Annotated in this window: 12 protein-coding genes; all 12 read left to right on the top strand. The window is 49.0% G+C overall.

Annotated features, from left to right (window positions below):
* The first annotated feature begins 579 nt into the window (after positions 1–579).
* The gene (locus tag AC0WRU_RS18125; protein WP_476128673.1) at positions 580–2,748 is read left to right on the top strand and encodes a transcriptional regulator; all 2,169 of its coding nucleotides are present in this window, start codon (positions 580–582) and stop codon (positions 2,746–2,748) included.
* A gap of 119 nt (positions 2,749–2,867) precedes the next feature.
* On the top strand, positions 2,868–3,293 hold the full coding sequence (locus AC0WRU_RS18120) for a hypothetical protein (protein ID WP_025685506.1): 426 nt from the start codon (positions 2,868–2,870) through the stop codon (positions 3,291–3,293).
* A gap of 130 nt (positions 3,294–3,423) precedes the next feature.
* Positions 3,424–3,873: a J domain-containing protein gene (locus AC0WRU_RS18115; RefSeq protein ID WP_476125824.1), complete on the top strand. Its 450-nt coding sequence runs from the start codon at positions 3,424–3,426 to the stop codon at positions 3,871–3,873.
* 32 nt (positions 3,874–3,905) lie between these two features.
* The gene (locus AC0WRU_RS18110; RefSeq protein ID WP_476125823.1) at positions 3,906–4,454 is read left to right on the top strand and encodes an FHA domain-containing protein; all 549 of its coding nucleotides are present in this window, start codon (positions 3,906–3,908) and stop codon (positions 4,452–4,454) included.
* A 40-nt stretch (positions 4,455–4,494) separates the two neighbouring features.
* Positions 4,495–5,022: an FHA domain-containing protein gene (locus AC0WRU_RS18105; protein ID WP_014282882.1), complete on the top strand. Its 528-nt coding sequence runs from the start codon at positions 4,495–4,497 to the stop codon at positions 5,020–5,022.
* A 34-nt stretch (positions 5,023–5,056) separates the two neighbouring features.
* Positions 5,057–5,887 carry a PP2C family protein-serine/threonine phosphatase gene (locus AC0WRU_RS18100; protein ID WP_476125822.1) on the top strand — a complete coding sequence of 277 codons (831 nt, stop codon included), beginning with the start codon at positions 5,057–5,059 and terminating at the stop codon, positions 5,885–5,887.
* A gap of 22 nt (positions 5,888–5,909) precedes the next feature.
* Positions 5,910–7,808 (top strand): serine/threonine protein phosphatase, encoded by a 1,899-nt coding sequence (locus tag AC0WRU_RS18095; protein WP_476125821.1) that lies wholly within the window; start codon positions 5,910–5,912, stop codon positions 7,806–7,808.
* A 47-nt stretch (positions 7,809–7,855) separates the two neighbouring features.
* Complete coding sequence (locus AC0WRU_RS18090) at positions 7,856–9,175, top strand: normocyte-binding protein (protein WP_476125820.1); 1,320 nt, start codon at positions 7,856–7,858, stop codon at positions 9,173–9,175.
* A complete protein-coding gene (locus AC0WRU_RS18085) occupies positions 9,172–9,861 on the top strand; it encodes an iron-dependent peroxidase (RefSeq protein ID WP_476125819.1) in 690 nt (229 codons plus the stop codon). Before AC0WRU_RS18090 ends, AC0WRU_RS18085 begins: the two co-directional genes overlap by 4 nt.
* Positions 9,862–9,892: 31 nt before the next feature.
* Complete coding sequence (locus tag AC0WRU_RS18080) at positions 9,893–12,544, top strand: Hsp70 family protein (RefSeq protein WP_476125818.1); 2,652 nt, start codon at positions 9,893–9,895, stop codon at positions 12,542–12,544.
* A gap of 103 nt (positions 12,545–12,647) precedes the next feature.
* On the top strand, positions 12,648–13,160 hold the full coding sequence (locus AC0WRU_RS18075) for an RDD family protein (RefSeq protein ID WP_476125817.1): 513 nt from the start codon (positions 12,648–12,650) through the stop codon (positions 13,158–13,160).
* 49 nt (positions 13,161–13,209) lie between these two features.
* Complete coding sequence (locus tag AC0WRU_RS18070) at positions 13,210–13,722, top strand: RDD family protein (RefSeq protein WP_476125816.1); 513 nt, start codon at positions 13,210–13,212, stop codon at positions 13,720–13,722.
* Positions 13,723–13,763 lie beyond the last annotated feature (41 nt).

Raw genomic sequence — 13,763 nt, 5'->3', positions numbered from 1 at the left:
GGTATATAAGGGATAAAGGATAAAAACAGACTGTTAACCCTCACATTAGCCATGAATTTGATACTTTTACGCTTAACAGAAAGATCCAATGGATTTCTATCGGCAATTGAGTTCCATTTGTGAATAATTCCCTGAATAAACAGGTCTAACATATCATAAAAATTACGTATTTACGCATAAAATGAGTCAAATGACCCTGTTTCAATCTGGGGCTACAGAAATTGACAAAACTAACGAGTGCTTTGTATGATAGCTCTCGTATCAACGGCAAAAACTGGGATAACAGTAGGATCACGGAATAACAGAATCGAAAATTTCCTTGTTACCTGAACGATTTATTTCCGTTTGTTAAATTTGCCATTAAAAGTTAAACGAACGCTTCGGACTGATTTTCGAGGTTACATGCCTGTACTGCGTATTGCAGTATGAGCCGAATCCTTTGGCCAATTTGAATGTTATGTAGGGGGGAGGAGGCAAAAGAACTAAGCGTGGGAACCCGGCTGCTCTAGATTGGACATCCCGTGTCCGTATGTGGGGCTTTCGACGTATATCCATACTTTAATTCGTTTGCCGACAGCGATGGAAATCATTTATCAAACAAACCGGACAATGCTTTTTGAAGAAATCAACCCGGAAAAGCTGGACCTGATCACAATTGTAGGTGATGTGAAGGGCATTGACAGCTTGAGTGATGAGAAAATCAAGGAAATTAACCAGCACCTTCTGGTGCGCAGCTTCGATGAATTTTTGGATAAATTTTCGCCGACTGTGTATTCGTTTTTTAACGCGGCTAATCAAAAAGTGGTCTATACCCTCAAAAAGCCGGAAGGGATTGATGAGGACAGCATTTCTGAAATTCGAGTCAATCAAAGTAATGATTTTCTAAAAATGTTGTTTACGCTCATTGACACCAAGCGCAGTCAAGGAATCACAAATGTGGATTTCAAGTTTGAAAATCTGCTGGATATGATTTCTCCGAAAAAGGTTATGGACGATATTCGCCAAGTCCGCAAAGAAATTCACTATATGTATGGTGAATATGACAAGCTGGATGATGGCGATCCGAAGAAACTCGACATGGGCGACAAGCTGAATGGAATGTTCGAGGAAGCAAGCCAGAACTATAACAACGTTATGGCGATGCTGCCATTGGCGATTGAGGATATCAAAACTCGCCTTCTGCTTGGTGGCGCCCAGGAGGAAAACTCCGGTGAGCTGATCCAGGTGGGTATGCTTTCCATTGGGGAAAGCGGCGAGCTGAAAATTATTGAAGCACCGAAGAGCGACAGCACCGAGCTGATGCTGCTGGATGAGAACAGCACGGGCGATCTGTCACAGGTGTTCGAGGAAGATTACAACTCCATCACAGATACGCCTTCTGACTATGTGAAGGATTTGGTGGTTCGCACGTTTGTGCCGCTGCCGGCTGTTCAGACCAAGGTTGATACTGCGGTTGAAGTTCAGAACTACAACACGTATCTGGAGTTCTATAAAAATGCCAAGGATGATTTCGTAAAGGCGGTTAAGCCGCTTGTGGAAAAAATCCTCGGTGTCAAAATGTTCTTCGATCAATATGCAACGAAGAGCAAGGGTATGCTGCCAACAATGCTGGTGGCAAACAACAAGCTGGACATGCTGGTGAAAAGCAGCAATATCCCGCGCCTGGAAACATACCTGAACACCGTGAATGCCAAAAATGAATTCAGCGACACGATCTGGTTTGGTATCGTTCCATCCGTCGAGCTGGAAGCAGCCGGTAAGGTGAAGGTTTCACGTGAACGCTTCAAAGGGAACGAGAAGGTCGTTAAGCAGGGCGGAAATTCGATGGAATCGCTCTCGATGCTGCTGCAAGTCGTGAAGAATTACAAAATTCAAATGTTCTTTAATTTTGAATCCGGTGAAGAAACGACTTTCAACAGTATGGCGACAGCAGGCATCGACAAATATGTCGATAAATGCGCCAGTCTCGTTCGCAGAGAATACAGCGAATTTGCGATTCCTTGCGTACCGAACTTCACGATTATTCCGAAGGATAAATCGGGTGTCATTATCGACAGCAAAATGCTACAGACCGAAAGCGGTGTGCAGCTCTCCAAGGAGAAAGAAGATATTCTCAAGCTGTGGATCGAAGGCGTTTATGTGGGCGCAGCCTACGTTGCCGCTGGTTTGGTCGCTTCTTATCAGTGTCCTGAGTACCTGCGTGAGACGTTCAAAACGGTCAACAAAAACTTCCCTGGCGTACGCTTCGACATCGAAGCGGGAGACAACAGTCTGCGCACAGTGACGACGATGGCCAAGGAAATCACCGGGTTTACCAACACGATCAAGGATGCCATCAACCGTAAAAACTTCGGCTTTGTATTCTCATCCGAGAATGCTCAGATTCAGGATAAGGATATCCGCCGGATTACCGTCTACAAGGCGAGAAGCATGGCGATGTCCGAGGACGGCTTTGACTCCATCTACAAGACGCTGGTCAGCACGTACATTGAACGTATTTTGCGCTACCAGACAGGAGACTTCAAGCACGAAAATATCGTCCGCTTCTTCAGTAACAATCCGAGTAGCCAAAAGAGCAAGTGGCTGGGCAGCAGAGGATCTGTGAACTCGATCATTCAGGATGGAGACGATATGAGCTTCATTATTGATGAGAAAAGCAATATGTGCCATATCGATCTGGTCTTCAACGGCAATGTGAAGAACCTGGAAGTCATGATTACTAAAGGAACCAGCTCGGTCAAATCATGATCCGAGCGCTACGAAAGATGTTAGAGGCGTTTCTATCCAGAACCGCCTTTATACATAAATTGCGGAGAAGCCCTGCTTCTCCCGCCATCATATTACCTAATTTCAAGGAGGCAACACACATGGGATTCAGATTGAAAGTTGAAGGACAAGAAACAATTGAGCTGGGCTTGGATAACATCCAAACGGTTATTTATGACACCGATACACCGGACGACTCCAATGCACGCTCCACTGACGTAGGCTCCACGCTGCGCATCAGCGGTAAAATTATCACAGCCGTAGACGGCGACAGCGCGGATGACACGTTGAAACTGGCTTTGTGGTCCCTGGTTCCTGCTGAAAAAGCAGACAGCTACCGTAAAGTAACACTGGAAGTTATCGCAGCTGATCAAGTTGTGCGTAAAATCCACTTCCCGAATGCTTTCGTGGTGGACTACACTGAGCACTTCGGCGACACAGAAGGTGTAGGTGCATTTACACTCTACATCAAACAAAAGAAAGACAAAACCGAGCTGGCTACAATCGACGGCGGATATCCGGTTTAAGCTTAACGTCTTAACGTTAAGCGCAGCTTAAACACACACTCACCCGGCGCACAAGTGCAGGGTGGATAAATATTAAGAGGCCTACGGGTCTCTTAATATTTATTTTTTTCGGAGAGGGGAACATCACACAATGACCAACTACTATGAGCTGCTCGGTGTCAGCCGGGATGCTTCGGAGGCAGAGATTAAGCAGGCTTACCGTAAACTGGCCAAAAAGTATCATCCTGATACCAACCAGGGAAGCGAGGAAGCAACGCGCAAGTTCAAGCTGATTCATGAGGCTTACAATACCTTGCGTGACGAAGCATTGCGGCAGGCATACGATGCCGAGCTCATCCGAAAAACAGAGGGAGCTGGCGGACCGCAGCCAGAGAGAGGAAGAGGGTCAGCATCTTCCGGTGGTGCGCGCAACGCAGCCAAAGGATTTAATCCGGCTGATATAGGAACTGATTTTGAGCAATTTTTCGGTTTTCATCCGAAAACGAAGGAAGGCTCACCGGGGAAAAAAACGAAAAAATCCGGTGATCCGACGGATACCTCGGCGATGTTTAACCAATTTTTCGGTATTCGTAAAAAGTGATGATTTCAGGATAGAAACGGGGGAAGCAAGCAGTGAAAACGGCGCAGAACAGATGGGTTTTCATCATAGATGCTGCCATGTTCGGGCTGATGCTGGCGATCGCCTTTTATATGTTTAGTCGTACAGGCTACAGCGGTTTGAAAACCGTGGTCGTGATAGGTATCGGAATCGGCGTGCTTGTATACATATTGCGTAATCTGGTGTCAGTTGAACGTGTGGCGAAGCCTAAGACACAGCGCAATCGGATTGCCAAGCTGATACTGATGGATGAAGAGGGCGAGTCCATTAAAGAATGGTATATCGAAGGCGAAACCTCGCTCCTGATCGGCAAAACAACGGCTCGCTCCGAGGCGGATATTGATTTGGCAGGTACAGATTATGCATCTCTTATAAGCGTGGAGCATGCGGTGCTCAACCGGGTGAACAGCGACTGGTTTGTGGAGGATGTGGATTCCGGTAACGGTACCGGACTGCGGTCTGCGAACGAAAGTGTAACCAAGAAGCTGGAAAGCGGTGAGCCGTACCGGATTTACACAGGTGATTTATTATATATCGCCAATACGAGACTGCTCGTGAAATAGCTGAAAAGACAATCATGACAATTGGGGGAAGGAACCGATTATGAGTTTGACAAGATGCCCGAACGGACACATGTTCAGTACACGAAAGCACGGAAATACGTGTCCTTATTGTAATACGGTGGTAAATGTAGCCGCACCCAAAAGTGTTGAACCAACGGCAAAAACCAACGGTGCGGGAGACGATGACAGAACGATGCCGTATTTGGGCGAGACCGTGGGGATTCACCCGGTAACCGGATGGCTAGTATGCATCGAAGGAGCGCAGGTGGGTCAGGACTATCGCATTATGGCCGAGAAAAACTTTATTGGACGTGCCGAGGAAATGCATGTCCGTATTATTGGGGACAACACGATTTCCCGCAGAAATCATGCGGTCATTGTGTATGATCCGAAAAAGCGTAATTTCTACTTGCTGCCGGGGGATTCGTCAGGCTTGGCGTATCACAATAATGAGGCAGTATATTCACCAGCAGAGCTGGCTGCTTATGACGTGATTCAGCTGGGACACAGCAAATTTATCTTTATCCCGCTGTGCGGCGCCCATTTTGAGTGGGACAACGAAAACTAGGACGGAAGTGGGTATGGTGCAGGGAGGTAACGAAATGCAGCCTTATTTTGTTGTATGTGGAGCTGCGGTGCTATTCGCTGTTCTTCTCATGATCCGCATGCGGCTGACACGAAGTTCCGGCAGCCGTACCATGGGTGGAATTGAGATCGGAAATGGTCAAACGATCGGGAGCCGAAGCGAGCAGGACGATTATTTTGCAAGTATGACAACACCTGTCGGTACGTTGGCGGTTGTCGCAGACGGCATCAGCGGACTGGCTAATGGACGCATGTCCAGTACATTGGCGGTGACGACCTTTACGAAGGCATTCGCCAAGCTGGAGGATGCGTCGAACCTGAACGGATATTTTGCAGAAGCGGCAACTCAGAGCAATCGCGGTATTTTGCAAAATTTGAATGGGCAGGGCGGAGGGACGACGCTGGCGGCGGTCATCATTTGCGGCTATCAGTTGTATTACGGAGCGGTGGGAGATAGCCTGATTACAATTTACCGTAATGGTCATTTTCAGAGCGTCAATTCCAAGCATACGGCGGAAACCTTGCTGGAGGAACGGGTGCTGGCTGGGCAAATGACCTCGGAAGAGGCCAAAACGAGTCCGGTTCGCAATCAATTGGTCAATTATTTGGGCTATGAGGGCTTTGAGAGCATGGAGCTTGGTGCTGCGCCGATTCGCCTGTACGCAGGCGATCATGTTCTGTTGTGCAGCGATGGAATTCAGGAGGCACTGACGGAGATTGAGCTGGAAGAGATCATGCGCAAGGGTGGAGCACCGCAGGAAATGGCGGAAGCGATGATCGATACGATTAATGATAAAGGCTTTAAAAGTCAGGATAACGCGACAGTGGTTATGTTGGCGATAGGATGAAACAAGAAAGACGGGGATAGCGATGCGCAAGGACAACAGCGATTTTAGTACCGCCTTTGTGTCGGAAGCGGGCTCTTACATAGACAACCGGGACTATTTTGCATTCATGGAGACGGACGACATGGCCTGTTATGTCCTCGCAGACGGTCTGGATTCGGATCAGGAGCTGCGCAGCGCGGAAATGGTTGTCAAAACGGTGCTGGAAAACTTCATGGAGAAGCCTTCCATGTCCAAACGGCGCTTGATGAGAGATCTGCGTGAAGCGCAGGAATGGCTGCAATTTGAAAGCCGTCGTGTGCGGCTCAAAGCCAGTCTGCTGATGGTAGTGACCAACTACAACAAAATGGTGTATGTTTCGTGCGGTAATGTGCGGTTATATCATTTTCGCAATGGACGGCTTAATTTTCGCAGTAAGGATCATAGCCTGGCTCAGTCATTGGCAGATGATGGACGTATTCCCGACGAAGCGACCAGCACGCATGAGGAACGGGGCAATTTGCTGGAATATCTGGGAAATCCGAATGGAGTTCATGCCCATTATGCCAAAAAGACGCAGCTTGCAGATGGAGATGTAATGCTGCTCGCCACATCAGGGATGTGGGAGGACGTCGAGTTGGCGGAAATGCTGGGGGCGCTGGAGGAAGCAAAGGACCCGGTCATGCTGACAGATACGCTGGAAGAGGTTCTGCTGAGCAAGCAGCGCCGAACAGTGAACAACTATACGGCTGCCGCCATCTATGTGAACAAAATTTTTCAGGAAAAGCCTAAGAACCGTCGCAAGCTGATCAAACGGATTTTGATTGCGTTGCTTGCCTTTGTGATTGTAGGCGGGGGAGCGTGGATTACCCTGGCTCGTATGGCTGCGAACAAGGCGGCTGCGCTGGAAGCAATGGTCGAATCGGCTCAGGCCGCGGATGATTACGCCAGGGCAGGTGATTATGCGAAGGCGCTCAAGTCCTACAGTGAAGCGAAAAACGCGGCAGTTAAAATTAACGATAAGCTTCACAAGCGACTGTATACGGCAGAGCAGAAACTATCTCAACTCATGGTTGACGGGAACGGATATGTGGAAAAAGCAGACTTTACCAAAGCCGAAGCCAGCTACGATAAAGCGCGGAAAAGTGCCGGTCTGTACCCGCCGTTTAATGTGAAGGATATTGAGCATAAAATCGACCAACTGGACAGCTATGCCGAGACGGCGAGCTGGATGAAGGACGGAGATTTAAAATTTCAGGGCGGCGACTACACGAATGCGCTTAAGCTGTACAAGAAAGCAAACAAGGCTGCGATGGAATCCGGTTATACGTCCGCGCAAAAAGAGCTGGAGAAGAAGATTACCGAGACCAATGATAAAATGACGGCCATCCAGCAGCAGCTCAAGGAAATTCAGGCTGGCAAGCTACAGGCCAGAGGGGATCGGCTGATGAAGGATCTCGATTATGAAGGAGCCATTGATGCTTATAGCGGGGCACAGGAGATTTATCAGGAGATCGATAAGCTTGAAAGCGTACTGGCACTGGAGCGAAGTATTGCAAAGGCAGAGGAGAAACAGAGCGCGGAGCAGCAGAAAAATGGTCAACTTGCTGCTGGTTTGGGATTGCCTGACGGAGCGTTGAACGACACGGACGCAGGGGACGCAGCGAGCGAAGCTTCATCTTCCGCTGCGGCAACTCCTGCTACAGCATCGCAAACCAAGGCTGCGGCAGCTACGGGTAATGCTGCAACAATGAAATCAGCGGATACAGCAGCCGCGAAGAAGGAAGCTTCTTCAACTGCCAAGAGCGGCAGTACGAGCGATGGGAATGCCTCTTCGACGAAGGCACCCGCCAGCAAGGAGCAAGGAACTGCTGATTCCGCTTCCAAAGAAGCGGGTGTGTCTGATTCAGGCAGTCAGAATCAGGCGGCTGCGAACGGAAGTTAAGGTTTTCATGTTCAATGAATGCTGGAGCCGGAAAGGAGTGAGACGTCGTGAAAGAGCTGGTGCAGGACCGTTTGAGCAAGATGGACGATCTGGAGCAGAGACGTTTGCTGAAAAATATGATGGCGGGGGTGTTTATGAACCTCGTCGAATATCAGGAAGAAATGACCCGCCAGCTGGAACGGCGGGTATTTGAGGAAATTGAGAATACGGAAGAGAAGTTTGACGTGTACGTGTCATTGACATCACGTGAAGACTATGATCCGATTCATGAATTTTTATATCCGGTGTTGCCGTCAGATTCCAAGGACAAGGTCTTGGATATCAGCCGCGTGGCAGAGGTCGTTCGGGAAGGCGGAGCGTTGCCGCTATTTACTCTTTTTCTGGAGATGGAGACCGAGCAGATCACCGCGCTTGTACGCAGCAAACGGGTTTTCGGGGGAACGTTGGTAACGGAAACGGGAAGCTATCCGATTCGTTTTCGTCTGGAGCACAACCGTTCTTATATTTTGGAGATTGAGAAGCTATATCTTATGTTCATGCAAAATGGCATGCCGTGGAAAACGATTAATCACCCGTACGCTTATAAATTTGTCGATTGTGTACTGGTTGGAGGAGAAGGCGAGCCTGCCGTCGATGAAGAAATTCACGAAATTACGATCTCGTTGGAGGAATTCGACGTTTTTAAGAAGGTGGATGTTTTTCCACTTTGGAACATTGAACGACTGTCTCTGAAAAACAGTGGTTTCCCAATACCGGCTATAGATCATGTGAACTATGAGCATGTGCTTCCTTTACGTAAAACAGGATCTGAGCACGGCTACCTGATTGACGGAGTGGAAGGCGATATCCGGTATATCAAGCGCACGGAAGAGGAACTGACGATTGTCACGCCTCGTGATAAGTCCGGTGAATGGAATGTGTTGAAGGTTACGAAGCCCGTCCTGACGCGACTTAGTCGTCAGACCTATCCGGTGTTGTCCAATCGGCGGCAGGACAGCTTTTTGGGCCGCTATGCAGGCAAACAGGCTGTGATCGTCCGGGCCAAAGCGGAAATTACGCGTATTGTACATTCTTTTGAAGCTGCACAGGGATTGGAATTGGAGCGTGTGGACATTTGGGGAGGCACAGGCAGAAATGATGTGAGCAAGCTTTTATCCAAATCCCAGACGTATCCGTTAAATCCGTTTGTCAGTGACAACGTGCGGACGGAGGAAGGCAAGCAGATCATGCGATTGGGGTTCAGACACGGTTCTGCGGAAGCTTCGTCAACATTTCCTGCCTATATTTTATCCGACTTGATGAGCTTTCTGGTGTCGGAAGTGCAAATGTATTTCCCGGAGTACAAGTGTGAAGGAGAATGGCTGTGAATTACGTCTGGGATTTGCTTATGCGCGCAAAGGAACAGGAGTTAGATGTTAACAGCTTCCGGTTTGTACCCGCTGTTAGCTACTCTCCGTATATGGAGCTGAGTCTGACCGAGCTGAATACATCCGAGCTGGAGCAGGTGGTGGAAATTAATCCATACTACCGCTTTTATTCTATTTTTCGGGACCTGTTTCCGCCGGATGCTGAGGAGTACCTGGAGCTGAGAGAATCGCTGTTCGATATTATGATACATTTTCTGGCCGAAATGGATTTGTATCAAGGCATGAATCGGCGGGAGTACCATATCCGGTTTGTTCAGCGTGACATTGGGAACGGCATTTTTGGCCCGAAGGTGAGCGAAAGCTTTGCACAGTTAAACCGTGAGGAGCAGGATGCGATTGCCGAAGGATTGCTGCGGCTGTATGAGACGGGGGAAGCTGTACATCTGCTAAAAGAAACGATGCGCCGCGTATTTCACCGTTCGATCATTTATACCAATTGTGAGGAAAAGGACGAATTGCTCATCTATATCGGTCAGGAGGAAACGCAGTTATCACGGATCAAAGCTGATTTAATTCTGGACCTGTTTCTTCCGGCGCGTTTTACGATTGAGCTGTATTGGACACGTCATTTCGGTATTTTGGAGGCAGACCCGACGATGAAAATAGACGCTATTGCCCTCTATTAAGGCCAAATGGCAGAGAAAGGACATGTGAACGATGAACGGACCCTATACATACAAGCTGCTTGACCCGCTCACCGATCGAAAAGGCATTCGCTTCACGGCGAAATACACGCGGGCGGAGCTAGAGCAAATGACAACCTTTCAGCTACGCGGAATATGTGATAAGGAGCGTCTGGTCGAGGGCTTTGCTAATCGTCTGGCACGTGAGGAGCTGATCCGCGTGATTCTGCGGTTTCGGAGTGCAGAGGAGCATCTGCTCATCACACGGCCCAACCCCGGCGGCTTCGAGCGCATCGAATCGGCACTGCGGCGAAATTGGAATGATCGACGGCAGGAGAGCAACGGTATCCGGGTTCCCGCCAAAATCACGCTGTATCAGGGTGTGCGGACAGGTCGAATGGACAATTACCGGATTGAATCCGACTTGCCTTGGCTGAACGCGTCTAATGTGCTGCTGGTGAATGCGGTGGGGGAATTGTGCGGTGTTTTGAATTTGGTAAAGGACGAGGGACGGACAGGCGTATATTACCTTTCCCGCCATCTCGACGCTGAACTGCGGGAGACGGCCAACCATAATTACAGTCTGTTGTTTTTGCGAAGACAGGAATCGGAATATTTTTATAACCTCTACTATGGAGATAAGCCGATGCTGCCATTGAAGCTTCAAGGTCAACGTATTCCGGTGGCAGAGCTGATCATTCGCGGTACCGAAACGACAGATGCAGTATTGGCGGTTGATTTTGGCACCTCGAACACCACGGCAGGTGCATATCTGGATAGCTCCTACGTTACTGCCCCGGATGCAGGCATGAGCAGCACGGTACGGCTGAACGCGATCAATTATGTGTCCTTCCCCGGCCCGGATGGAGCGAAGGGGGATTGGATCGAAGTGTTGCCGACCGCCATTCGTGTCGCGGACTGCTCTAATCCGGAGCATATCGTATACGTATTCGGAGAGGAAGCACTGCGTGGAACGGATGTAGCGGGCAGCCGGGCGACGGTACTGCGGGGCATCAAGCGCTGGGTCAATGACTATAAGCGAACCGAGGAATTAATGGATTCCGAGGGGAATACGGCGACCGCTTCCCGCAGCGAAATTTTAGCGGCTTTTATCCGCTATGTGATTGCGACAGCCGAACAGCAATTCAAGTGCCGGTTTCGTAACCTGCATTTTTCGGCACCCGTCAAGCTACAGCCGCAGTTTATCGAGATGTTTAGCGATATTTTGCCGGATTACCGGATTGAAGCAGAGGACGCGCTGGATGAAGGGCTGGCTGTGCTGTACAACACGCTGGCAGACCAGATGGAACGAGGGACGTTTGCGGACGGTGAGGAATATCAGGCTCTTGTCATTGATTGCGGTGGAGGTACAACGGATTTGTCTTCCGCCCGATTTCGCATTGAGGATGGACGCATTGCCTATAAGCTTGATATTCACACCACATATGAAAATGGGGATACCAATTTTGGCGGAAACAATCTGACGTATCGGATTATGCAGTTCATGAAAATTGTGTTTGCAGGCTATTATGCTGCGGAAACGCGATTGCCTGACACCGATATTGATGCCTTGATCGGCATTCCTTCAGGGGATTTGTACCGCCATGTGGATGAGTTTGGCGTAGATGCTGTGTATGCGGGACTGGAGGAACGTTATCGAGAGGCAGAGGCCATCTTGCCTACGGCGTTCAAACAGTATGAGCATGCCACACGAGATGAATATCAGCGGGTGCTGAGCAATTTTCATCTGTTGTGGGGCGCGGCGGAAAATATGAAAAAGGAATTTTTCTTACGTACAGGTATCCTGCGCAGCCGCTTCGAGTCCGAGCAGGTATTTTCATCCGAAAGTGACCTGAACATAGCCGTGATGGATCGTTGGCTGGTTTCAGTCATAGAAAATGGACGTTTTCGTGATGAATACGGATTGCCTGATGTGGTGTTCAATATCCGTGAAATACAGCAGCTTCTCAAGGCGGATATCTATAATATTGTACGCAAGTTTCTGGATGATTTTTATCAGGAGGGACGCTTGCAGGACTATTCGATTATCAAGCTGACCGGGCAATCCTGCCGGATTGACGTTTTTCGCGAGGCGCTCAAGGAATTTGTGCCGGGGCGCAGCATTGAGTTCCGTCAGAAGGCGGAAGACCTAAGCCGGGTGCCTGAGCTGAAAATGGCCTGTCTGCGCGGCGCTATCCGTTATCTGAACGCCAAAAAAATGGGCACGATTGAGCCTGTCATTACCAATCATATTCCGGCCATTCCGTACACCGTCAGCGCATGGACGCATACTGGGCGCGAGAAGGAACTGATTGCGAGCTTGGAGAGCAACCGTGTGCGCGGCTCTATTTCCAGGCCATCCCATGCGGCCGAGGTGGAATTTTTCCTGACGGCGAACGGCGGCAAGCTACGTCAGCGCCATGTATACCGCAGTCGGCCAGAAGCCTTTGAGCCGATGCCGTATGAGGAAATCGCCGTGCTGTACGGGCGGGATATTCCGCAGGATGATACCGACTCTATTCGCAACGGCGAGACGAAATATTTTGTTTTTGCAGGCAACAGCCGTTGGGGCTTTTATGTGGTGCCGATTACCCGCCGGGATGAATTGCTGCATCTGGGACCCAAACGATTTTTTGCCTTCGAAAACGATCTCTCCGAGCTGGATTTCTTTGACGGCACGAAGTAAGACAGGCCAACAGAGACAGCACACAGCGCGATACGAAGCACTATGAAGTGCGAAATACCATGAAACGACGTGGAATAAAAATACAATATATGGAGGATGTAGTATGTTATACGCAGGTTTTTGGAAACGGGTTTTGGCGAGTATTATCGACAATCTGCTGTTATGGTTCGTATTTATGATTCTGGGTCTGATCTGGTTTGTGATTCAAGCCATTGGGGACAGGGGGTCTTCTTTGGTGGAAACCTCTTTACTCACAGACGGATCGTCCCCTATTTTTACCATGAAGATGGTCGGACAGACTCTGCTTAATTGGGGCGCGATGTGGCTGTATCACGCGATTATGGAATCTTCCAAATGCAGAGCTTCGGTGGGCAAGCTGGCTCTCGGGATCGTCGTGGTAGATGAGTTTAACCAGAGGCTCAGCTTTGGACGTGCCAGTGCCCGCCATTGGAGTAAGTTTATATCGGCCATCATTTTGTGCATCGGCTTTATCATGACAGCTTTTACGGCCAGAAAACAGGCTCTCCATGATCTGATCGCCCGTACCTACGTCGTGGACAAACGCGAACTGGATTATATACTTCGTGAGCAGGCCGAGCGGGGAGCCGGGATGTAGGGAAGGACAGAATTTCTCGCAGCAGGTCTAATCGGGGAGGACTACCAGAATGTATGCAGGTTTTTGGAAAAGGTTTTCAGCCTATTTGATAGATTTTATTATTTTATATGTCAGTACACGATTTATTTCTATGGTCATGTTGATTATGGTAGGATTCGCCTCGTTCTTTAAAGTGAGAACGATTTTAGATTGGGGATCGGACGGGGACTATAGAAGTGTGGGAATTTTTATGGTTACTTTCTGGATCGTTAGTTTTATAACGCTGGGTTGGCTGTACTCTGCCATCATGGAATCCTGCAAGTGCAAGGCAACGGTTGGCAAGCTATCCCTTGGAATCGTCGTGGTAAACGAGCATAATCAGAAACTCAGTTTTGGCCGTGCCAGCGCCCGCTACTTGAGCGGATATATTAATATCTTTACGGTATTTGTCGGCTTTATCATGACAGCCTTTACGGCCAGAAAACAAGCTCTCCATGATCTGATTGCCCGTACCTACGTTGTGGACAAACGCGAGCTGAATCATATCCTGCGTGAGCAGGCCGAGCGGGGAGCCGGGATGTAAAGGTAGATAAATAGATTCTAAGATTTTAATAAATCGTAGTT

Source organism: Paenibacillus sp. 1-8 (assembly GCF_056316205.1).
The sequence above is the reverse complement of the archived record's forward strand: the minus strand, read 5'-3'. Positions and strand labels throughout refer to the sequence as shown.